Below are 22866 nucleotides of genomic sequence, written 5' to 3' on the forward strand. Positions count from 1 at the left end.
CAGTGCGGCCGGGCGGCCGCACTGCGAGGTGTTCGCCGTCGACGCGGCCCGCAGGGTCCTGCGCACGGCGGGGCTGCCCGCGGCGCACACCCCCATGGGCGACGCCGCCTGATCAAGGGGGCGGCGTAACGCGCCCGGTCGGTGGGACGGCTCCGTCCACAGGTCTAGGAACGCCCGCAACGGCGCACTCCGCCGGGTGCCCACCCGCCAGACGAACACCTTCCGCAACCGGATGGCGGGCTCCAGCGGCACCACGACGAACCGCGGGCCAGCGACACCTGGCGCGACGCCTGGTGGCGCGCCCTGTCGAACGAGGATGGGTATGGCCAGGCCATGAGCCGCTTCGGTGGGCCGGACCCGTACGTCGTGGCGGAGGCCGCGTGCCGGATGAGATGGTGGTCGCGCGGCTACGCCCGGCCCCGGCAGCCCTGTCCGCCTCTGGCCTCATGGCCGAGCGGGATCGTGAGGTGCCTTTGCCCGAACGCGGAGCGTGCTTGCCGGCAGACCGGCCGGATGAAGTAACGGTCAGGCCGCGGAGGTGGAGGGCCCGGCGGAATCTCTGGGATCGGCTTCGGTGAGTCGCCGGGCCAGGACGTGCTGGGCTGGGTCCTGGTGCCCGCCTGAGGCGAGGATGCGCACCTCGTTGTGGTCGCTGATCTCCGCTCGGATGATGCCGGTGGGGTCGGCGTAGACCGGATGGCCGCCGGGCCCCTTGGAAGAGGTGCGCTCGACGATCACGACGTCTTTGGCCGAACCCGTGTCCTCGGAGAACACCAGCTCGTATCGGAGTGGACTCATTCCGCTCACTTTACGCCGAAGCCCCGGCTGCGCCCCCGGTCGAGAACCCGCTGGTTAGAGTGCCGCCACCTCGCGGCGCACGCCAGCGCATGGGCCGCCGCCCTGGCCGCCGGTGTCACCTTCGCTCTGACGACGCTTGCCCGGATCCCGCACTCGCCTGCCTGCGCCACTGCCGTCGTCATCGTCCTCCAGGAGCCCGCGCCGGGCAGGTTCGTCCCCCTGCTCTCGGGTCCGCGGTCCTGCTCGTACTGACCGTGTACGCCGCGTCCGGCGCACGGTGGTGAGCCGCTCCGGCCCAGCGCACACGCCAGAGTGCGCCCCGCGAGGAGGACGTACGCCCTCTTCCCGTGGTCGTGAGTGCGCGCCGGGGTCCGGGTGCGCCCCGGGTGCCTTACTCCTGGGCGCCCGCGGCGGCAAAGGAGCGGTGCGCGCTGCGCTGACCCGGCGTGGAGCCGGTCTGGCCGATTCCGGCACGGGCGACTGAGCAGGGCTGATTCAAAGCCGTGGCGAGCCGATGCGTCTCGTTGGGTGGGTGCGCGGGCCCGGACGCCGTCGGCGCGGGTCACGGCTGCCTCCCTGCACGATGAAACCTGACTAGACGCCAGCTGGACATCAGTGCCGCACTGAGAGCCGATCCCCAGACCTGCGCCGGTGCGGCCGGCCGGCGACTTTGAATCAGCCCTGGGCGGCTGAGGGGTCTCGCGTTTTCGGACAGTGACTTGACCGTCGTGTGCTCGGCGTGGACTTCGCACGGTACGGCGGCCATCCGGATACCGAATATGTTTGCACCCGCTCCCTGACTTCCGCATCCCGGACAGATGTGTTGCAGTAGTCAAAGCCGCCGGTCAGCCGCATCGGAGCAGGTCAGGGGATTGAGCAGGGCTGATTCAAGCCGTGGCGAGCCGGTGCGTCCCGTTGGGGCGGGTGTGTGACCCGCGTGCCGTCGATGCAGGTCACCGCGGCCTCTCGGCACCGGACAATCTGACCATGCGCCAGCGCGGCATCAGCCTCTTACTTGACGCATAGTTATAGTCGAGTTGTGCCGTGCCGAAAGGCCATGGGGCACGGCACCCCGCCCAAACGAGACGCATTAGCTCGCGCGCTCAGAAATTGAACGATAGCCCCCCGACGAACGCGCCTTCGCCCAGCTGAAAACCTGGCGGACCCTACGGCGGGCCCGCTACCCCACCCCAACCGCATCAGCAGGATCATCGCTGAGACCAGACCATGACCTGCGACTATTCCGCTGAGCGCATCCCCCACACCTGAGAGGGCAAGACCATGGACGTTGAACTCCCCGCCCTGTACTGCCCATTTCCCGCGCCCGGTCTACATCCCCTGACGGATGAGATCCAGCAGGAATCCCTGGCCTGGGGTGAGCGCTACGATCTCTACCCCAGCGCCGAGTATCAGGCGGCGATGCATGGAATGAAAAGCTCCTGGTGGTTTGGGCCGGCTTGGCCGGATGCCGACACTGAACGAATCCTCCTTTTCATGAAGCACAATGAAATCATTACCGCGCTGGTCGAATGCTGGGAGCCTTTCCTCGGGGACGCCGGGCGGTTCATGGACCTCATTGTTCGGATGAGTCACACCTATGAGGTGCCGGACGCCAAAATTCTCGACTCCTACCCCCACTTCATGGCCGCCCTGGAGGACGTGCTCCCTCAGATTCAAGCGCTGGGGACACCCACCCAGTACCGGCGGTGGATTCAAACCGTACGCGACGACTGGCGCGGAAACATGCTCGAATGTTGGATCGGTGTGCAGAAATTCCTCGATGTCAATACGTACCTGACCATGAGGGCGAGGTCGTTGAACATGCACTCCGTCCTGATCGCGGCAGACCTGGCTCACGGATGGAAGGTGCCGAATGATCTGCTGATGCGGCCCGACGTTCGCGCCCTGCGCTGCCTGGCACTGACGTGGACAGGGGTACGCAACGACGCGAGGGGCTTTCGGCTGGACGCGTCGAAAGGGCAATGCAATTTCATCCCCCACCTCATCAACGAAACGGGATGCACAGAGGCAGAGGCAATCTCCCACTCGGTGGGACTCATGGACAGTCTCATGTACAGGTTCGCCGAACTCCATGACCGGATCATCAATCAAGACATCCCAGATTCCCTGCGCCATCACATCAGTAATGTGGCCAGGATACTGAGGGCGACCATCGTGTACGAGAAGTTTGTTCGGCACGAATGGTATGAATACGCTGGAGACATGGCACAGGACTATGCCGAAACTCCATCATCAACGGCCCCGCCTCCCTACCCCGCACTGTCTTGGTGCTGGAGCGTTTGACCTCGGGGCCCGACGGGTCCGACACCCTCAGCCGGTTATCCGAGAGGGTTCGGGGCGGGGCAGACCGGCAAGGTCACCGCCGCCCGCCAGAGCGCGACCAGCCTGGCCATCGGTGAGCTCCAGGTCCTCAACGTGCTCTGACCTGACCTGACCTGACCTGACCTGACCTGACCTGACCTGACCTGACCTGGGGAGAAACCTGGTGACGTCACCACCCGGCCGCGACCGTCGCCCCTGGCGCTGGTGTGCCTCGCAGCGATAGATGACACCGGGGCCGGCGGCCGGCCTGCGGCGCGGCGCCGGATTCTCAGCGGTGCTTGTCATCTGATTCGCGGGCTTGTTGTCACTGAGAGGCCATTCGAATGTGGTTTGCCGGGTCTGCTGGTGGTGTGGCGATTGGTGGCGTTTCGGGTTTACCTGCGGAGGTCTCTCAGGGTGCGGTAGACCGGTTGGGTGAGCGAGCCCCGTCGTGCGTATCGCACTGATCTGACCGATGCCCAGTGGGAGTTGATCAAGCCTGTCCTCACCGCCTGGAGGAACGAGCGCACGGCGGCCGGCTTGAAGATCCGTCCGCCGAAACACACTCTGCGGGAGATCGTGAACACGATCCTGTACGTGAACCGCACCGGGGTCCAGTGGGACCTGCTGCCTCACGATCTCCCGCCCGCTACCTCGGTGTTCTACTACTACTCGCTGTGGATCAAGGACGGCACGACGAAGCGGATCCACGACCTGTTACGGGCCGAGGTCCGCTCGAGGGCCGGCCGGGCCAGGGAGCCGACGGCCGCGGTGATGGACTCCCAGTCCGTGAAATCCTCCTTCAGCGCCGGTTCGGAAACGGTCGGCACAGACGGCGGGAAGAAGGTGAAGGGCCGAAAACGGCACATCATCGCCGACACCATGGGCCTGCTGCTCGCCGTGATCGTCACCGCCGCGAACATCCACGACCGCCACGGCGGGCAGGTCCTCCTCGACGATGTCCACGACGCACACCCCACGGTGGTGAAAACCTGGGCCGACGGCGCCTACGGGGGCCTCCGGTCCCGGGGTGTCTGCCTCGATATCAAGCTCGAGATCACCACCAAAGGCCTCGCCACCTGCGGATTCACCCCGCTAACCCAGCGATGGAAGTCCGAGCGGACCTTCGGATGGCTCTCCCGGTCCCGCCGTCTCGCCCAGGACGTCGAGGCCACCACCCACTCCTCCGAAGCCCAGATCTACTGGACCATGACCGGCCTCATGCTCCGCAGAGCCACCGGAACCTCCGCGATCACGACCTACCGAACCGGCACGCAAACGGGCATACCCACCAGCATCTGATTCGAATGGTCTCTGAGCCGTTTTCGTCCTGTCGCTGTGGGGTGAAATGGCAGGTCAGCAGGGGTGTGTAACGAGGCGGGGCTCCTGGTCGTTGCGGTGGTGTTCTCTACGCACCACGCATCGTCCGGGGAGCCTCGCCTGGTCCCGTACCGTGCCACGGCTGATGTCCCGCGTGAGCTGGTTGAGCACGTTTCCTGGCTCATCTGCGCACGAAGGTGTGAACGTCGCCCGCGATGGCGGAAGCTCGGCTGCTTCCGCCAGGCCCTGCTCGTACTGGTGCACCTGCGCAAGAACGAGACGCTGCCCGCCCTGGCAGTCGGCTCCGGCGTCTCGGCAGCCACAGCCTGGCGCTATGCCAGCGAGCCCCCCGACGTCCTCGCGGCGTGGGCGCCGGGCTTGCACGAGGCCCTGACCGGCCTGGGCGAGGGCGACCACGTGATCGTCGACGGCACGCTCATCCCCATCGACCGGATCGCAGCCGACGAGCCGTATTACTCGATGAAGCACCGCCGGCATGGCATGAACGTGCAGGTCATCGCCCGGCCCGACGGCACACCGCTGTGGTTCTCCCGCGCGGCACCGGGCCGCACTCACGACCTGACCGCGGCCCGGGCCCATGGGATCGTGCAGGCCTGCCTGACCCGGCAGATCCTCGTGCTGGCCGACCGCGCCTACCAGGGCGCCGGCGCCACCGTCCGCACTCCGTACAAGAACCACCGCGAACAGCCCGAGCGCTACCAGCAGTTCAACCGCGACCACTCACGGCTGAGGGCTCCTGGGGAACGGGCCTTCGCGCAGCTGAAGTCCTGGCGGATCCTCCGTCGAGCCCGATGCTCCACCCGCCGCATCGGCACCGTCATCCAAGCCGTCCACACCCTGCTGACCTGCAGCTATTCAGGATGAAAGAGGCTCAGTCAGTGCTTATGCGTCAGATAGTCATTTCCCCCTTCGTGGTGTAGCCGATTTTGCGGTGGGCTTGTTGGTGGTGTGGGTAGCGCGGGGCTTTCGGGGAGCTCGGGGAAGAACTCGGTCATGCTGCCTTCGGGTAGGTAGCGGCAGGGGAAGGCGATCCACTCGTCGGGGAGTTCGAAGAGCACCGCCCGCATCGAGCGCGGCCAGTTCCTCGTGTGACGGGAACGTCCCGCAGGGCGTCGGTGAGGCACGCGTGGACTTCGACTGACACAGCCCCCGTTACCTATTGGGGGATGAAGCCGGTGGACTGCTACCCGTTACCCGGTCCAGGAGACCTCGAAAAAGATCGCGGCCATCGGCTTCACCGCGGTGGCGATCAGCCAGCATCCGGTGAGCCATACACACCCCCCGGAGCCCTTGAGCACTCGGTCAAGACTTGGCCCCGGGTGCTGGCCGATTGCCACCGCGGGCCCGCGGTAGTGAGAGCGGCGTCAAGGCCAACCTGCTCTGCCGCGCGCTTCTCTCGACCGGAACCAATCGGATGATCAGGCCGTTGACGTTCGTGGTCCGAGCCCTCTGCCGGGTGAACCTCTCACTTCGCCGGGACGCCTTCGAGCTCCTGCACAGACCGAGGCCCCTGCGGTCAGCTGGGGTCACGAACGACCAATCGGATGACGGGCCCAGAGCCCTTCCATTAGGGAGTCGCGTGCCTCCGCACTGGTCTTGACCAGCGGATATACACATCGGACAGAAGGGCGTGAGAGACGCGCATGAGGGTGTTCTGCGGGATCGACTGGGCCAGCGACCACCACGACGTCGCCCTCGTCGACGGCGACGGCAAGCTCCTCGGACGGGCCCGGACAGGCGATGACGCGGCCGGCCTGTAACAGCTGCTCGACCTCCTGGCCGAACACGACGACACCATCGGCTTTGTCAATGCTCCCGCAGATTTGACCCCCTGGGGTTGGTTCAGTCGCGGTGTGTGCGGTTCTCCTTGGCGAGGAGTTCGCGTCGTTGGCGGGTGCGGTAGGAGTCGCCGGTGAGGGTGAGGACCTCGGCGTGGTGGACGAGCCGGTCGATCACGGCGGCTGCGACGACGTCGTCGGAGAAGGTCTCTCCCCAGCGTCCGAAGGGGAGGTTCGAGGTCACCATCACGGAGCCCTGTTCGTAGCGGGACGCGATCAGCTGGAAGAACAGGTTCGCGGCGTCCTGGTCGAAGGGGATGGAGCCGACCTCATCGATGATGATCAGCCGGTAGCGGCGGATCTTCTTCAGCTCGGCCTCGAGGCGGCCGGCCTGGTGGGCGGTGGCGAGGCGGGTGATCCAGTTGCTCGCGGTGTCGAACAGGCCGAGTGGCCGGCGTGGGCCGCCTTGACCCCGAGGCCGATGGCGAGATGTGTCTTGCCGATCCCGGGCGGGCCGAGCAGGACCACGTTCTCCGCCTTCGAGACGAACGTCCCGGTCGCCAAGTGCGCGAGGACGTCCCGGCGCATCGAGGGCAAATGGTCGAGGTTGAAGTCCTCAAGGGTCTTGACCTGCGGAAAGTGGGCGGTGCGGATCGGCATCACGTTGCCCTTGGACTCCCGGTCGGCGACCTGCCGCTGCAGCAGGGCGGCCAGATACTCCTCGTGGGACCAGTTCTCATCGCGGGCCTGGGCGGCCAGGTCCTCCCAGCAGGCCCCGATTGTGGGGGTCTTCAGGACCCGGGTGAGGTAGGCGATCATGGACGGCAGGCCGTCCTTCGTCGCCGTGGTCAGGGCGGTCGAGCTCACGTGTCACTCTGCTTTCGTTGACGGCTGGTCGAAGTCGACGCCGAACAGGGCGTCGTAGTCGGGCAGGGCCCGAAGGGCGACGGCATGGCCGTCGGGGTGCCGGCGGGTTGATGCCTGGCGCCGTTGCCGGTCTTCTGCCAGGGCCTGGCGCATCCGCTTGGCCGTGGCGGCATGGGCGGGATCGGTGGCCACCGCCTGCTTGGCCCAGGACCGTTCGTGGCGGGCGACGATCTGGCCGTCGCAGAACACCACCACTTCCTCGAGAGAGGCGGTGACGTCGACGAACCGGCCGATGACCTGCGGGTCGACCGAGTAGTCGCCGGCGTCGACCCGGACGTAGTAGTCCCGGGCGAGCCGGATCCTCGAGCTCAGGCCGGTCGGCGGATCGAGGGGCGGCAGCGGTGTCATCGACAGGTAGTCCCGCTCCAGCAGGTCGACCGGGCGGCCCTGGACCGAGCGGACCGTGCGGGAGTTCGCCTTGATGAGCCACTGCTGCAGCTGCTGGTTGAAGTCCGATGGGGAGGCGAACTGCCGGCCGGGCAGGAACGAGGTCTCCAGGCAGCCGTTGCTCCGCTCGACCATCCCCTTGTATTCGGGGTCGCGGGGCGGCGCGAGCTTGATCCTGGTGGCCAGAGTGCCGGCGAACGCCGCGGCCGCCGCGGTGAGTTTCCCGCTGCCGCCGATCGCCGCTTCCCGGTCCCAGACCAGCGTCTTGGGGACCCGGCCGATCTCGTGGATCAGCTGCCACATGCCCGAGAGGATGTCTCCGGCCTGCCGCGAGGGGATCATCACCGCGGACAAACAGCGGGAGAATCCCAAGGTCATGACCAGCACGGGCAGTATCCGTTCCTGCCCGGCGCCGACCTGGACCTTCGTCTCCGGGAACCACAGATCGCACTGGGTGACCTCGCCGGGCTCATAGGTGACCCGGTCGACCGGGTCGATCCCCAGGTATTCCGGCCGGATCAGCGCCAGTCGCTTGCGCAGCGGCGCCGAGGAGTACGGCCAGCCGATACGCTCGGCGATCACCGGCGCCGGCATCGTCGGCCACTCCTGCAGCAGAGCCCGCATCTGCGGCTCGAACCTGTCCGCGACATGACCCCGCGGGGCCCGCTCGAACACAGGCGGCCGGTCGGAGTTCAACGCCGCCCGCACCGTGTTCCGGGCCACCCCCAACCGCCGCGCGATCTCCTTGATGGGCACACCCTCCGCCCGGTGCAGACGGCGTATCTCGGCCCAGTCCTCCACTTTCAGCACCCTCCAAATGATCAAGGGGGGTTAATTCTGCGGGAGCACCTGGGGGTCATTCTTACGGGAGCAACGACACGGTGATCAGATACCGGTGGCGATCGAGACCTCTCGCGGTCTGCTGGTCGCCTGTCTCAGGTCCACCGGCCGCCCCGTCTACGCCGTCAACCCAATGGCAGCCGCGCGCTATCGCGAGCGCCACACGGTCTCGCGCAAGAAGTCCGACCACCTCGACGCAATGGTGCTGGCGAACATCCTGCGCACTGACGCAGACGCGCACCGCCAGCTGCCAGCCGACAGCGAGCTCGCCCAGGCCATCGCAGTCCTGGCCCGCGCCCAGCAGGATGCCGTCTGGGACCGCACGCAGGCCGGCAACACGCTCCGCTCCCACCTGCGTGAGTACTTCCCCGGCTACCTCGCCGCCGCCCAGCCGATCACAGGGGGCCTCAACGCGCCGCTGGCCCGCACCCTGCTGGCCGCCGCACCGACTCCCCGGCAAGCCGCCCGGCTCAGCCGAATCCAGCTGAAGGCGGTACTCAAGCGCGCCGGCCGCCAGCGCGGCATCGAGGCCGAGGTCGAGCGCCTGCATGCCGCGCTGCGTGTTCCGCAGATGCGCCAGCTCCCGCTCGTCGAGACCGCGATGGGCCGCCAGGCCATGGCCCTGCTGGGAAAGTTCGAGGCCGCCTGCACAGCCGCGGACAGCCTTGCCGAAGCCTCGGTCGAGCTGTTCGAGCAGCACCCAGACGCAGCGGTCATCACCAGCTTCCCGGGCCTCGGCGCGCTCAGCGGAGCCCGGGTCCTGGCCGAGATCGGCGACGATCGCAGCCGCTTCGCCGATGCCAGGGCGCTCAAGGCCTATGCCGGATCAGCACCCGTCACTCGCGCCTCAGGCAAGAGCCACGTGGTCATGGTCCGCCGGGTCAAGAACCAGTGCCTGGCCGCAGTCGGCTACGTCTGGGCCTTCGCATCCCTCACCGCCTCACCCGGCGCCAGAGCTCACTATGACCGCCGACGCGAAACCGGCGACCGCCACACCTCCGCCCAGCGCAACCTCTACAACCGGCTCCTGGGCTGCCTCCACCACTGTCTCGCCAACGGCATGCCCTACAGCGAGACCTCCGCCTTCCCCACGGCGCCCAAGCTCGAACTAAGCATCGCGGCTTGACCTACTAACCCCATCGGATGTCTTTTTCGTGGCTCCGTAGTGGGGCCTCCGGCCTTCGGGTCCGGCATGACTTCCCCCCCCTTGTTGTTCATGATCCGGGGTGTGTCACCTGGCTCGGAGGCGTCGACGGACCGCTGATGAGGGGCTTGAGCACCGGCTTCACCCAGCCGGAAGAGCTCTCCGTAGCGTGGATGCGGCAGCTCGGTGCCGAGGCAAGGCCGGACGAAAGCGTGATGGAGGGGCCTGCGCGTGATCGGCGCCGGCGGCATCGACGTTTTCCTCGGCCTGGACGTCGGCAAGGGCGAACACCACGCCACCGCCGTGACTCCGACCGGCAAGAAAGCCTTCGGCAAACGGCTTCCCGACACCGAACCCAAGCTCCGCGAATTGTTCGCCAAGCTCCAGGCCAGGCATGGAACGGTGCTGGTCGTGGTCGACCAGCCGGCCTCGACCGGTGTCCTGCCGCTGGCGGTCGCCCGCGACATGGGCTGCCCCGTGGCCTACCTGCCCGGGCTGACGATGCGGCGGATCGCCGGCCTCTATCCCGGTGAGGCGAAGACGGACGTCAGGGACGCGTTCATCATCGCGGACGCGGCCCGCGCGATGCCCCACACGCTGCGGGCCGTCGACCGTGAGGATGAGACGGTCGCCGAGCTGGAGATGATCGTCGGGTTCGACGACGGCCTGGTGCGCCACGAGGCGCTGTGTGACCGAGTTGAGGTGGAAGGACTCCACCGCTGGGCTGTCGCAGCAGTCCAGCGAAGCTGAGGGCAGCCTGATCCGGGAGGCGCCGGGGAGGGTGGAAAGCGGCCCTGACTGTCAGTCTTTTCTCACCGGATCCCGCAAGGATTAGGTAGCCCCGGCCGAGGTGGTCTGACTCTTGCTATGACTGACCCTGCGGGTGTCCTGGCGTTGATCTGTCGCATGCCCGGCAGGGCATGCAGCAAGCGCTGCCGCCGGACGGACGTGACCTGAAAGACGTCGTGTCAGTTGGTCCTGCGTTGTTGGCGGGTTGGACGGGCCGTCGTAAGGCCCAGAGACTCCGGGTGTGGCTTTCAGTTGGTTGCCCTTGATGGTTCGCCTCACCTGGCCGCCCGGAGTCTCACGACGACTCGGCCGCTGATTATAGCTTGCCGTTTAACCTCTGCGGGCTTGATGTTCCTTGATCGACTCGGCGCGTTTGACGGTCTTGCCAACGCTGTGGTGGCTGGCCCGGTGCTTGTTCTTCGGTCCCGGGGGACGTCCGGGGCCGGGTCGGGAGGGTTTCGGTGCGGCTGCCGGGCGGGCCGTGGTCGCGCGGACGTTGCGAAACCCCCGCCTGACCCGGGCAGGTGTGAGGCGACGGGGTTCAGTTCGTCGTTCCCAGAGACGCCGGAGGTCTTCGGTGAGGGGACGTGCGAGACAGAGCTGGGTATGTGCGGCGATGATCAGCCAGGTCCACAGATCGGCGGTCGCGGCGCGGCGGATCTTCGGTGTGGTCCATCCGAGGGTCTGTTTCATCAGCCGGAAGGTGTGTTCCAGGTCGAAGCGGCGGAGAAAGGCCTGCCACCACCGGTCCACGTCCGCCGAGGTGGCTGAGGCTGCGGAGGACCACAGCCAGACTGGTTTCGGTTCGCGGTTGCCTGGCAGGCGCTCGACACGCCGTGCAGACCGGCCGGCGGAGCCGCAGCCGGTTCCACGGCGAGACAGCGCACATCCCGTCCGCCGAACACGGAACCAGCCACTACCTGGCACCGCGAGCCCCCGGGCCGCAGCTGCAACCAGCATCTGAGATCCATCCCGGAACGGTTCAGCTGGCCGGATACGAGACGCCGTACGTGCGGGCAGATGAGTGCAAGATGCTCATCCGCTGCTGCAACGCAAGACGGATCATGACATGCATTGCCTGTTCCGCTCTTGCGGTTGGTGTTCATGTCGGGCGCAAGGTACTCGCGGATCGGTCAGAAGGTGCGGCAGCAGTGGCAGTCTCGAACGGCGCAGACAGCACTTGGGCGGTGCCCGGCTATGCGTTCATCTGCCTGCTCGGGACTGGATCTACTGGGCGGGTGGTGGAAGCTGCCGACCTGAGAACCGGCGCAGGCGTCGCAATCAAGTACCTCGGCGACACCCTGAGGAACGAGAGCCTCCGTGGCATCCTGCGAGCCGAGGCGCGCATGCTCTCTGCGGTCAGCTCACCGCATGTCGTACGGCTGCACGACTACATTGAGACTCCGCAGGGTGCAGCGATCGTCATGGAACTTGTCCGGGGAGCCAGTCTGCGATCTCTGCTCCGCACCCAGGGGCCGGCTCTGCCTGAAGCGGCGCTCGTCATTCTGAAGGGATCACTGCTGGGCCTGGCTGCGGTCCACGACAGGGGTCTGGTACACCGCGACTACAAGCCCGAGAACGTTCTGGTGACAGCCGAGGGGGTATCAAAGCTCACCGACTTCGGGATCTCGGCCTACATGGGAGAGGCGACTCGCACCGCCGGAACCCCCGCCTATATGTCCCCCGAACAATGGCACGGAGGGCATGCCTCCCCCAGCAGCGACATATATGCAGCGAGTGTGACGTTCTTCGAGTGCCTCACCGGCCGGAAGCCTTTCGAGGGGCTCACATGGGCTGAACTTGCAGTTCAGCACACTGAGGCAGAGATTCCCAAGGCCGGAGTACCCCAGGAGCTGCTTCCGATACTGGAGCGCGGCATGGCGAAGAGCCCTGAACAGAGGCCGCAGAACGGCCGCGCCTTCATCGAAGAACTCGAGGCCGCGGCGGCTGCTGCTTACGGCCGCAAGTGGGAGGCCAGGGGGAAGCGGGCGTTGGCAGCACTCCTTTCGCTTCTAGGCACAGAGACCCAGTCTCCGGTCCACGCGACCGGGGATGCGGCTTTCACCAGTGTACGGATGCCTGGTCCGGCATCAGAGGGAACTTCAAAGCCGGTCAGACGTGCCCCTGTCGGGGCCGCCGTTTCGGCAGCAGCCGTGGTTGCCCTGAGCGCCGCGGCGATCGCCATGCTTGGAGTCGACAGAGAAGGCCGCTCCGATGCGGGGCAGGTGCAGATGCCGCTGGTCACGATTACCCGGCCCGGCGTCCCATCGAGCGCTGTGGCTGGCGAGGACCAGCTGCCTTCGCGGGTCCTGCCTTCAGCGGCCTCCGCGCATTCTGCCGGTCCGTCTGCCGGGCAGCCTGGCGTACTGGCTGTCGAGAGTCCCGCTGGCAGCCTCAGCAGTCTCTCCGAAGCCTCACCGACCAGCACCCGGACACCGACCCCAGCGCCTTCTCCGCCGTTTCCTTCTCCCGCAGCCGCGACCTCAGACCGCCCCGCTCCTCCCGCAGCCACGCTCTCGGACAGTCCCGCTCCTCCTGCCCCCGAGCACCAAACGGCACCTCCCTCGAGCAATGCTCCAGCGCCTGAGGCCGCAGTGACCTTTGCCTCTGTGTCCGAACCGCTGCTTGCCGGCGGCAGGTCAGCCAGGGCTCAGGTGGTTGTCACGGCCGAAAACACCGCTCCCATTACCCTCACAGTGCGCTGGTACAACTCCAGCAGTGACAGCACCACAGCCAACCCCGGATCGCAGGACGGAGCCCCCCAGACGTTCGTGCTGAGCGGCCGTACCAGCTACACGATCGATGCCGCTCATCAATTCCTCACCCGCCGGTGCCACCCTCGCTGGAGTGTGCTCGTATCAACTGATCCGCCCGCGCACATGAGCCGGCCGTTCCGACTCACAGCAGCCAGCCCGTGCCAAGGAGTCAGATGAAACGCCGTGCCAGGCCACGCCTGCTCCGGGCCCCCGGCCCGGACGAGCAGACAATGCCCCGGTATTCCTTCACTCGGCTGATTACCACAGTCCAGAACCCGCCGTCCACTGCCGCTTCCCGGGACAGCCTGCGCACGCCCGGCGCCGTCGACGAAGACACGCCGACATACCTTGAGGACCACTGGTTCAGCGGCCCCGCCGTATGCGAAGCCATGGGCGAATCCACAACGCTTCATCAGACTCTCCCGCCGGAAACGCACCTGCTGTCCCCGGCAGAAGACAGGCATACCGCTGTGCCTTCATGGAGCAAGGGAGCCTGCCACCGGCGCAGGACCCTTCAGAGGCTGTTGTCCTTCGGGGCCTCTGCATTCGTACTTGCCGCACTGGCCGTCCACCTGATGACGCAACAAGCCAGCCCGGGACTGAAAGTGACGCGCGTGTCAGTCTCTGCCGGGGCCCACGAGACACTCGCCTGTGGCGAGCACGCAGTCATCTCTGGAACCGTCCACACGAACGGAGGTGCCGGCCTGCTGACGTACCGCTGGATCCGTAACGACGGCACGACTTCGGGACTCCGGCAGGAGAACATTCCCGGCGGGCAGACCCGCGTCACGCTCTCCCTGAGCTGGGCTTTCAGCGGCAGGGGCTCCTACAACGCCGAAGCGCACCTGCAAGTGCTGTCTCCAGGCGAGGTCTCTTCTTCTGCCTCGTTCGCCTACCAGTGCAATTCACCGGAAGACGACAACGCCGATTCCGCAGCGTCTCCCGGCCGTGGGAGCACGTAACGGAACGTTCCAGGAAACGTGCGAATGCGAGCAGTTCCAGATGGACTTCCGCAGCAACCGCATGACAAGCCAGGCTCCTCAGCTACTTGTCACGCCTCCTGACCGTTGCAGCCTCGGCCAGGCGGCTATCGGCTGGGACCTCTGCACCAGAACTTCGCCCGCTTGCACACCTGCCCAGCTCGGCCCTTCGCCTCCACGCCTCCCGCCCGCGCGCAGAGCGTTGCCGTGGCCTTTCGGCCGCGGGGGAGCATCGGGCCAGCCGGCATCGGTGAATTCAATCTTGGAGAACCGGGGTGACCGCTGCCCGGCAGGTTCGTCCATGGTGTCGTACACGAAGGACGAACGATGTGTGGCGCTGGCAAAAGAGGCTGGCGCCGCTCCTGGAACGCAGCGGCCCCGAGGTGCCGGCGGATACGGCGGGACGTTCCAGGTGTACGTGCCGAGCAGGATGGCTGGGCGGACAGGACCTGATCCGGGCCGTCGCGCAAGGCGGCCCGTGAAGCCGGCTGGACGCTGGGAACGTACGGGTTCGAGGAGGACGCGACGACGCTCATCGGCATCCACAGCAAGCCGAGCCGTACGCGCAGGTCGTGAAGGAGTATCGGCAGATGCGGGCCGCGAGGGCCGCGGCCGCCGGGGTCCCGGCGGGCGCATTGCACGCGAGCAACCGCTCGTGCCAGCATCCACACACGGTGACATACGAGGGAAGCGACTCGCACCGTCCGGCCCACCCCCGGCGGTTCCAGTCCGATCCTCAGCGCACCGCTCGCATAGCCCGACCGCTGCGTGTGCCGGGCCGCGTACGCGGGAGGGGGACGAAGAACTCATGGATCTGCTCGGCCGGCGCATGCTCGAACGGGATGAGCCGGGCGCGGAGCTCGTGCGGGCGATGCGGGCCGAACGGGGCTCAGAGCGTGTCACCATGGCGCAGATCGGGCAGGCGCTCGAGGAGGGCATCGCCGCTGTCGCCGAGTCGCCGTCCGCCCTCGTACGCTCCTTCGCCCTGGTCGACCCGGTGCCGGACTGGGTCGACTTCGACCTGGCTGAGCGGGGGCCGCGGTGATCCGGCGCAGCGGGCGGGTGTCGAGCGACGTCCTGCTGACGCTGTCGCTGATCGGCGGTTACCGGTTCGTCGGCCCGGTGGACCTGCTGGCCGCCACCGGAGGGCTGTCCACGCGGACGGTGATGCGGTGGCTCGGGGAGACTGAGGCTTGGACTGCGGCTGTCACCGGCGCTGGCAGGATGCGGCGGGAAGGCGCCGGGTGCTGGCTGACCGTGTACGTCAGGGTGATGCGCGCGCTGATCAACGACCGCTTCGAGCGCAATGACCGACTGGGATTCGGAACACCTCGGGCTGCCGGTCAACCGTACCGACATGGCCACGACCTTTGGCCTGCTCAACAGCACCTGCCTGATCGGGATGCGGGCGCTCGGCTTGCAGGTCGGACCGGCCGAGTCCCGGGCCGTGATGCATCTGTGGAAGTACGTGGGACATCTGCTCGGCGTCGACGCTGAGTGGCTCTTTGACGACGAGCGGCGCACTCAGAATGCCTTCAACTGCCACCTGCTGCCGGCTCAGGGGAAGGTCAGCCCGGCGGGCGCGGAACTGTCTGCGGCCCTCGTCGATGGCCGCCGAAGGCTGGAACGTGAACAGCTGACCCCGGTGCGCGCCGCCGTTGAGCGTGCCCATTTGCCCGGCCTGCTCCGGTTCTTCCCCGGCAGGACGGACCTCGGGGATCTCTCCCTGCCGGTTGGGGTGCCCTGGACAGTGCCGCTCTTCCAGCTGAGGAATCTCGCGCTGTCCCTGGAGGTCGCCCGTAGCCCGGGCGGGCGGGCCCGGCTGGAACGGGCCGGTGAGCAGGCCCGGCAGCGGCGACTGGGGCTGCTCCTCGACGGCGCCCCGCAGTGAACTGCACTCTGAGCCGATCAGCTATGCCTGGTCTTGCTGGATGCGACGGCCTTACGTACGCCGGTGGAGCGTGACTCGGCGGCCCTGCCGGGGCGCGGGCACCGGACTGGGATCCTGCGGTGCCACCGGCTCAGAAGTCTCAGCTGCGGATCCGTTCTCCGTTGCTGCCGGTTCTGGTGTCTCCTGTGACGTGCCCGGGGCAGGTGTGCCGGCCAGGGCGAGCAGAGCTGTCAGTGCGGTACGGACCGAGAGTACGCGTTCAGAAACCGAGGCCAGCTCCTTGTGGAGGTCCTGCTGAAGCCGCTCCAGCTGGGGGAGTTCTTTCTCGAGTGCCGCAGTTGTCTCATCGATGCTGTGAACGGCAGTACTTGAAGTAGACACGAAAGGCTCCTGCGTGAATGGGGACCGTACAGAGGAGACACGGGCGGTTTGCTGTGCAGGGTACGTCCTACTGAGCGGTGCGCAGTCGCTGAAGCGCAGCATTTTCCGTGCGCCGGAGCATCTGCCTTCCCGGCAGTTGAGCACTGCCGCAGGACTGCACGGAGGCAGCGCGCCGCCAGGCGTGCTCCCGCTGGGGCCTCTCGGCCTGCTGCTCGAGGGCCTGGCATACGAACAGGGTCTGGTGAATGTGTGCACACACGGGAACAGGCGGGAAATCTCAGCTCACGGAGCTTCTTCAGCTTGCCCACCGATCGGGTGACCCACCTGAAGTGTCTGTGCAGGTCAGACCCTCTTGAGCGCCTCCGGCCGAACCCGAGTTGAAGAAGCTCACGGTGAGCACCACAAGAAGAAGTCAGACAATACGCTGATTCTCGTATGCGCCAGTAGCCGGCCGCTGGAGCCGCTCGATGCAAGAGCGTCTCCAGGCGTCCGGCCAAGAGCCGCACGCCTGTCCGGCACTGCCGGATCAGTCCGGAGGGCTGACCGAGAGGGAGGCAGTGATCTCAGGCATTGCCCAGAGCCGGAAGGCCCCCGGGCACAGAGTGTCCTCCGCGCGCCTGCGCCCCGCTTCCATGCCGGTCGGTGATTCAGTTGGTGCTTGTTTCCCGGATATGCACGGCTGGCCGGCGAAGGGCCAGTGTGATGCCCCCTTTGAGGGCTCTGGCGTAGGGCCCGTCCGCTGCCGCGTCGTCGAGGTCCAACAGACCCGCCGCCCGCAACTCGGCCAGAAGGGCCTCGTGCAGACGAGGCCAGACGCCGGCCTCAGTCCAGTCCCGAAGACGCCGCCAGCACGTCACCCCGCTGCAGCCGATCCGCTCCGCGGGAACGTTCCTCCAGCTCACGCCCTTGCACAGCACGTAAGCGATACCGCGCAAGGCCGCGCGGTCGTCCACCCGCAACCGTCCCGGGTACCTCCGCCGTCGCGGCGGTCGCGGTGGAAGCAGCGGAGCAACACGAGCCCACAAGTCATCAGACACAAGATCATCCGGCATCCTTCAGACCTTGCCAGCTCCACCCCGCACCCCCAAGAGTGAACGCTACTCATGCCGAACCGGCCGGCTACAGGCCACGGATGGGAGTTGCCCGCTCCATTGAGACAGCGGGCTGTCCTGGGCCGGCCCCAGACAGCCCGTCAACGCGATGGTCCGCGGGATCCGTACCGCAGGTTCCTGGCGCGCGGTCTTCCGGAGCCCTGCAGCACATGGTCGGCGGGGTCTTCACTCACGCCCTGCGGCAGGTCCAGGCCGGGCTGACGACTCGCCCGTCCAGATCGGTTCCGTCATCGGCGTGCTCACCCGCAGAATCCGCCCTGCCTGCGACGACTGGGGCAGGTCCCTGGCCAACCTGCTGAGTCCCTGCCGGAGACACGGCGTTACTGGCCTCAGCTCGTTGGGTGAGTGGCTGGGAAGTTCCTGAAGGGCGCGGGTGAGTGACTGTATCCGTAGCGCGTGAGATATGCGGATGAAGGCGGGCTGACCGCGACAGGACGTCAGCCCCCGGGAGACGGCACGGATTGCAGGCGGCCGAACCGCTCGAGGACAAGGTTAGGCCGTCGGAAGACGCACGGCGGCTGCAGGCGAGCGTGAAGTTGCCTTATCAGTGGCATCAGCTGTGGAAGAGGGGGGGGCGACGCTCTGGCAGCCGCGGCGGAGCGGGTCGCGGTGCCGTGCTTCGACGGAGTCCACCAGAACGTCAGGGCCCCGATCGCGCTGGTCTGGGACAGCCTGAAACCTGCGTCTTCCGCAGGCCGGTCTTGCTTGGCCGCAGAGCCCCGTGGCGAACGCCACTCGCGGGCAGGGACTTCCGGGGCATGGAAACGAGTTCGGCACCAGCCGCCGGAGGAACGCGTGGCCCAGCTGCCCCCTGCCTGTCCGGGCCACCGTCTGAGCGGGCCGGGGCCGCTGGTACCTCGCACAGTGAAGAGACCAGCGGCCGCGGGGCGGCGCAGTGCGATGGCTGCCGCAGCTCCGCTCCTGCCGTCGCCTGCCAGCCGGGGCTACGGCGCGGGTGAGGAAGACCCTGAGGGGCTGGGCGGAGGCGCGAAGGTGCGGTCTCCCTTCGGCCATTGAAAGTACGGGTCGAAAGCGTTTGCACTGGAGCTGAACGCGAGCAACGAAATCATACCTGTAAGTACGACTCCAAGGCCTGCAGCAATAGCCTTCTTCATATTCACCCTTCCGCTTCTGAGGTCCTGCCGCACCAAGTGTGCCGAGCAGCGACTACGGATCTAGCATGCGAGTCTTCCTGAACCGGCGACTTGAGCAGCTCATACCTATAATCTATGTTGCTGATCTGCTGGATACTCGACGCTTACGCTTCGTTCGAGGACCTCCCTGAGGTCACGGCGGCCGGGGAAGGCCGCAGCGTAGGCAAGATCGATTCCCATGGCCAGGCGGTCCCACCGCTCCGCGTGCGGGCAGAAGGCCGGCCGGCATGTCCGGCGGCTGGAGATGCTGGGCGGCCTGGAGCCTCGCCGGCGGGCGGTTCCAGGAGCACCTGGCGACTGTCAAGGCCTGCTGCGAGCAGCACTGGACGCTGTGCGCGCCCCGGATCGCGACCATGCCGGGCACCCGCCGATCGGGCAGTGGCGTAAGCGCCCGCGAAGCCGTCCACGGCACCCGTGCGGTCGTAAACGATGCAACTGCTTTGGAGATAGCGGACAGGGGTGTTGCACTCGTCGTTCGGGACAGCAGAACGAGTGATGCGGCTCCGCTCACGGAGGAACCTGGAGGCGGCAGGCTGCCCGGCGGCGGAAGTGCCAGCTGCTGGCTACGGGGCCGTTCCAATGACTGCTGGCCGGCTGCCGCGTCGGCCCGGACATTCACATCAACGCCGGTCGCACCCCCTGCCCGGTGCCGTGGAAACTGATCGGTCGCAGAGGCTGATGTCCGATCGGCCCCGTGACGGTTCGCTGGGTCAATTGACGTGCTCCCCGCCCTAAAGGGCGGGGATTCCAGCCTGGGCCGTCTGGCCTTTCTGGTGGCTTCCTGCTTCACGGCGCTGTGCGGGCGCGGATGCCCGTCTTACCGGTGCTCCACAGGCGTTTGGCCGGTCCGCTTGTCCAGCGGCCCGGATGTTGCGTGCTGCGTTGATGTCGCGGTCGTGGACGGTTCCGCACTCCTGGCAGGTCCACTCACGGACCGACAGGGTCTTGGGGCCGTCCTTGATCCCGCAGGCCGAGCAGACCTGAGAGGTCGGCTCGAAGCGTCCGATCCTGCCGAAGTACCGGCCGTGCTTGGCGGCCTTGTACTCCAGCATGCTGACGAACGCCGACCAGCCCGCATCGTGCACGGACTTGGCGAGGCTGGTCCGGGCGAGGCCGGACACCGCAAGGTCTTCCACATATACCGCTTGGCTGCCGCGGATGATCTTCGTGGATTCCTTGTGGTGCCAGTCCCGTCGCCGGCTGGCGACCGCGGCGTGCTGGCGTGCGACCTTGATACGCGCCTTGGCCCGGTTCTTCGACCCCTTGGCTTTACGGCTGAGGTCCTTCTGCAACCGCTTGAGCTTCTTCTCGGCCCGGCGCAGGAAGCGGGGAGCGGAGATTTTCGTTCCGTCGGAGAGGACTGCGAACGCGGACAGGCCCAGGTCGATGCCGGTCTCGGTGTCCAGCCCGGGAAGGAACTGCGGGCCGGTGTCCACGACGAACGAGGCCCAGTACCGGTTGGCGGCGTCCTTGGTGACCGTGACCGAAGCCGACACGGATGGCAGTGTGCACGACCATCGGACCCGCAGCTCTCCGACCTTCGCCACGTACAGCTTGCCGTTGTCCCGCAGGGAGAAGCCGTTCGCGGTGAGCCGGATGGACTGCTTGCTGTCCCGCTTGGACTTGAAGCGCGGCGGTGCGACCTTGCGGCCCTTGCGCTTGCCGGTAACCGAGGCGAAGAAGTTCCGGTAGGCAGTGTGAAGATCCCGCAGGGACTGCACCAGCACCACCGAGGACACCTCGCCCAGCCACGCACGTTCCCCGGTGCGCTTGGCGGCGGTGATGACCTGCTTCTGCAAGTCGTTGTCCTTGATGTATGGCAGCTCCGCCTCATGTGCTTCCTGACGGGCCCGAAGGCCGTCGTTGAAAACCACGCGGGCGCACCCGAATGCCCTGGCCAGCGCGGCGCGCTGTATGGGCTCGGGGTACACGCGGAAGTTGTACCGAAGCTGCATGACCATGACCGTATCAATTTGCTCTATGAGTACAGAAGGCGACTACCGGCGCGGCCGACACGTAGTTTCGGCGATGCATGTGCACTTGGTCTTCGTGACGAAATACCGGCGCGGCGTGTTCAATGACGAGATGCTGACCGTCTGCGAAGCGGCCATGCGCAAGGTCTGCGAGGACTTCGAGGCCGAGCTGACTTGAGTTCAACGGCGAACGTGATCACGTCCATCTCCTGGTGAACTACCCGCCCAAGGTGTCCGTGTCCGGCCTCGTGAACAGCCTCAAGGGCGTCTCGGCCCGCATCCTGCGCAGGGACTTCACCGGGCGGACGAACCACGCTCTCATGCACGGACACTTCTGGTCACCGTCCTACTTCGCCGCATCGTGCGGCGGCGCACCGCTCACGGTGGTGAAGCAGTACATCGAACAGCAGCGCCGCCCGTTGCAGCTTCGCCCTGCGGACCGTTCCGGCTTACCCCGCCCTGAAGGACGGGGCTTGCGCCGGGGGCGACCGGTCAAGACCCACACCGCCCTCGACCAGCAAGAGCACTGACAGGAGCGACTGCAGCCAAGAGGAGACCGCTTTGCAGGTGCGGCCGCCGCTCTGGTGCCGCGGCCGGGCGTCCGAGACCGGCGATGCTTGCCGCGAGGCCGTCGGCCGGCGCCAGAGGGCCAACGTCCCTGCGCCGGCTCCACGCTGCCCTGAGGTTCTCGGTCTGCGGAAGAAGTACGGCGAGAGCTGACCTGAGGCCGCCTGCGCGAGGGCCCTCGCCGTCGGCGACCCGTCGTGCCCGAATCATCAAGGGCATCCTCATTGCCGGCGCAGAGGCCGGTCCTGAGCCCGGCACCAGCCGAGACGCAGGGGCTGCGGCCTTCCGCCACCGCTGCGACTCCCGGCGCGACGGATGACGCCCGCGGCGGCCACGTCCGCGACGAAGCCAACGCGAACTCCGACGTCCGCAAGGGGCGCCGCCTTGCGGTAGTCATTCAAGGCCCTGCGCCTATCCGTCAGCTGGAAACCCTCGACGCCCGCCCGGCCACAGGCCTGCGGTGGCGGACTCGGCCGCCCTGGGTTCCTTGAGGTCCTCTGCAGGCTCGAGATCACCCGGCGGGAGGCGGGACTGTAAGTGCCTGACTGAGAACCGGTGACGGTAAGTGGAGTGTCACGTTCGCGTGGTGGGGCTCTGAAGTGTCCGCAGAAGCAGCAGGACTCCCGTAACAACAGCGGTTGCGAAGCCAAACCGTTGTCACAGGAGTCCTGTCATGCCGTTGTACCGTTCCGGGCTGTCCGATGCCAACTCGCTCCCTTCGGCGGGTTGTCCGTGTCCGGCATGCCGCCATGGCCGGGGCGCCTGTGAGCCGGCGCGTCCGGTGCGCTGCCCGTCGGACATGAGTGATGCGGAGTGGCAGGTCACCGAGCCTTTGCTGCCCCTGCCGGGCCTGGCGGTGGGGCAGGGGCGGACGGCCTGAGAAGCACTGCCGGCGGAAGATCGTCGACGCCATCAGGTACGTGGTCGACAACGGATGCAAGTGGCGGGCACTGCCTGCCGACTTCCCGCCCCACCCGACTGTGTATGCCTTCTTCACCCGCTGGGAACGTGCGCAGTATGTCGACGACCTCCATGACACCTTGCGCGACCGCCTCCGCCGGAAGGCGGGCCGCGGCATCGAGCCGAGTGCGGCGGTGACCGGCTCGCAGTCGCTACGGGCTGCCGAGACCGTCGCCGTCGGCAGCCGGGGGTGGGATGCGGGCAAGAAGGTGAACGGGCGCAAGCGGCATCTCGCCGTCGACACGCTCGGCCTGATGCTGGTCGTCCTGGTTACCGCAGCCTGTGTCCAGGACCGTGACGGCGCCCGGCCGCTTGTCTCCCGGCTGCAGCAGATCCACCACCACATCACACGAGTGTGGGCCGACGGCGGCTACGCCGGCAAGCTCGTCACCTGGGCGAAAGAGCGCTGGGACCTCACCGTCGGCATCGTGAGACGCAGCGACGACGCCCAGGGGTTCGTCGTTCTGCCCCGACGGTGGGTGGTCGAGCGAACCCTGTCGTGGATCTGTCGCAGACGCCGCTGCGTCCGCGACTGCGAACGCCTGCCCGCCCACCACGAAGCCATGGCCAAGTGGTCAATGATCATCCTCATGACACGCCGCCTCGCCCGACACACATCCCACCAACCCACCACCGCGTAACCGGTTCTCAATCAGGCACTAAGAAAAACGGTGTAACTCCGATCATGGAAGAGTGCACCTGTGATCAGCGAGAACATAGCCAAGCCGTCTGTGGCAGGAGCCGTGTCAGCGTCCGTTGATGACCA

At 67.0% G+C, this 22866-nt stretch carries 14 protein-coding genes and 5 pseudogenes; 12 read left to right on the forward strand and 7 right to left on the reverse strand.

What is annotated here, in order from left to right; all coding sequences use genetic code 11:
• Window positions 1-525: 525 nt before the first annotated feature.
• Window positions 526-798, reverse strand: a complete 273-nt coding sequence (locus ACFQ79_RS33960) for a DUF6296 family protein (protein WP_383590587.1) — start codon at window positions 796-798, stop codon at window positions 526-528.
• Here ACFQ79_RS33960 and ACFQ79_RS33965 point away from each other — a divergent pair.
• The 4 genes from ACFQ79_RS33965 to ACFQ79_RS33980 all read left to right on the forward strand — a co-directional run bounded on the left by ACFQ79_RS33965 (window position 697) and on the right by ACFQ79_RS33980 (window position 5325).
• Window positions 697-1050 carry an HPP family protein gene (locus tag ACFQ79_RS33965; protein ID WP_383590589.1) on the forward strand — a complete coding sequence of 118 codons (354 nt, stop codon included), beginning with the start codon at window positions 697-699 and terminating at the stop codon, window positions 1048-1050. The two genes, ACFQ79_RS33960 and ACFQ79_RS33965, sit on opposite strands and share 102 nt — an antisense overlap.
• Before the next feature lie 1029 nt (window positions 1051-2079).
• Entirely contained in the window at window positions 2080-3102 is a 1023-nt protein-coding gene (locus ACFQ79_RS33970; RefSeq protein ID WP_383590591.1) for a hypothetical protein, read from the forward strand.
• Between the two features lie 453 nt (window positions 3103-3555).
• On the forward strand, window positions 3556-4422 hold the full coding sequence (locus ACFQ79_RS33975) for an IS5 family transposase (RefSeq protein WP_383590593.1): 867 nt from the start codon (window positions 3556-3558) through the stop codon (window positions 4420-4422).
• A 138-nt stretch (window positions 4423-4560) separates the two neighbouring features.
• Window positions 4561-5325 carry a transposase family protein gene (locus tag ACFQ79_RS33980; protein WP_383590609.1) on the forward strand — a complete coding sequence of 255 codons (765 nt, stop codon included), beginning with the start codon at window positions 4561-4563 and terminating at the stop codon, window positions 5323-5325.
• A gap of 978 nt (window positions 5326-6303) precedes the next feature.
• On the opposite strand, the gene ACFQ79_RS33985 is transcribed toward ACFQ79_RS33980, so the two are convergent.
• From ACFQ79_RS33985 to istA, 3 genes are read right to left on the reverse strand one after another with little or no spacing between them, the layout of a single operon-like run.
• Window positions 6304-6681, reverse strand: coding sequence for an ATP-binding protein (locus ACFQ79_RS33985; RefSeq protein ID WP_383590612.1), 378 nt, complete (start codon window positions 6679-6681; stop codon window positions 6304-6306).
• Window positions 6606-7106, reverse strand: coding sequence for an ATP-binding protein (locus tag ACFQ79_RS33990; protein ID WP_383590595.1), 501 nt, complete (start codon window positions 7104-7106; stop codon window positions 6606-6608). The genes ACFQ79_RS33985 and ACFQ79_RS33990 overlap by 76 nt, the downstream gene beginning before the upstream one ends.
• 3 nt (window positions 7107-7109) lie before the next feature.
• Window positions 7110-8363, reverse strand: a complete 1254-nt coding sequence (gene istA / locus ACFQ79_RS33995; RefSeq protein ID WP_383590597.1) for an IS21 family transposase — start codon at window positions 8361-8363, stop codon at window positions 7110-7112.
• 67 nt (window positions 8364-8430) lie between these two features.
• On the opposite strand from istA, the pseudogene ACFQ79_RS34000 reads away from it, so the two are divergent.
• Window positions 8431-9519 (forward strand): annotated as a pseudogene (locus tag ACFQ79_RS34000) (transposase); the annotation flags it as partial.
• Window positions 9520-9768: 249 nt separating this feature from the next.
• Window positions 9769-10206, forward strand: a pseudogene (locus tag ACFQ79_RS34005) (IS110 family transposase); the annotation flags it as partial.
• Window positions 10207-10656: 450 nt separating this feature from the next.
• Here the strand turns inward: ACFQ79_RS34005 and ACFQ79_RS34010 are convergent.
• A pseudogene (locus ACFQ79_RS34010) lies at window positions 10657-11160 on the reverse strand (transposase); the annotation flags it as partial.
• 230 nt (window positions 11161-11390) lie between these two features.
• Here ACFQ79_RS34010 and ACFQ79_RS34015 point away from each other — a divergent pair.
• The 4 genes from ACFQ79_RS34015 (at window position 11391) to ACFQ79_RS34030 (ending at window position 15953) form a co-directional block, all read left to right on the forward strand.
• Window positions 11391-13259, forward strand: coding sequence for a protein kinase (locus ACFQ79_RS34015; protein WP_383590614.1), 1869 nt, complete (start codon window positions 11391-11393; stop codon window positions 13257-13259).
• Window positions 13256-14044 (forward strand): hypothetical protein, encoded by a 789-nt coding sequence (locus ACFQ79_RS34020; protein ID WP_383590599.1) that lies wholly within the window; start codon window positions 13256-13258, stop codon window positions 14042-14044. Before ACFQ79_RS34015 ends, ACFQ79_RS34020 begins: the two co-directional genes overlap by 4 nt.
• Before the next feature lie 826 nt (window positions 14045-14870).
• Window positions 14871-15107 (forward strand): hypothetical protein, encoded by a 237-nt coding sequence (locus tag ACFQ79_RS34025; protein WP_383590601.1) that lies wholly within the window; start codon window positions 14871-14873, stop codon window positions 15105-15107.
• A 261-nt stretch (window positions 15108-15368) separates the two neighbouring features.
• Window positions 15369-15953 (forward strand): oxygenase MpaB family protein, encoded by a 585-nt coding sequence (locus tag ACFQ79_RS34030; protein WP_383590603.1) that lies wholly within the window; start codon window positions 15369-15371, stop codon window positions 15951-15953.
• A gap of 1029 nt (window positions 15954-16982) precedes the next feature.
• On the opposite strand, the pseudogene ACFQ79_RS34035 reads toward ACFQ79_RS34030, so the two are convergent.
• Both ACFQ79_RS34035 and ACFQ79_RS34040 read right to left on the reverse strand, forming a co-directional pair.
• Window positions 16983-17386, reverse strand: a pseudogene (locus ACFQ79_RS34035) (transposase); the annotation flags it as partial.
• Window positions 17387-19331: 1945 nt separating this feature from the next.
• On the reverse strand, window positions 19332-20555 hold the full coding sequence (locus ACFQ79_RS34040) for an RNA-guided endonuclease InsQ/TnpB family protein (RefSeq protein WP_383590605.1): 1224 nt from the start codon (window positions 20553-20555) through the stop codon (window positions 19332-19334).
• Window positions 20556-20580: 25 nt separating this feature from the next.
• Here ACFQ79_RS34040 and tnpA point away from each other — a divergent pair.
• Window positions 20581-20992 (forward strand): annotated as a pseudogene (tnpA, locus tag ACFQ79_RS34045) (IS200/IS605 family transposase); the annotation flags it as partial.
• A gap of 954 nt (window positions 20993-21946) precedes the next feature.
• Window positions 21947-22741: an IS5 family transposase gene (locus tag ACFQ79_RS34050; protein WP_383590608.1), complete on the forward strand. Its 795-nt coding sequence runs from the start codon at window positions 21947-21949 to the stop codon at window positions 22739-22741.
• Window positions 22742-22866: the final 125 nt, after the last annotated feature.

The sequence above is a fragment of the Streptomyces sp. NPDC056480 genome (assembly GCF_042795405.1).
Lineage (GTDB): Bacteria > Actinomycetota > Actinomycetes > Streptomycetales > Streptomycetaceae > Streptomyces.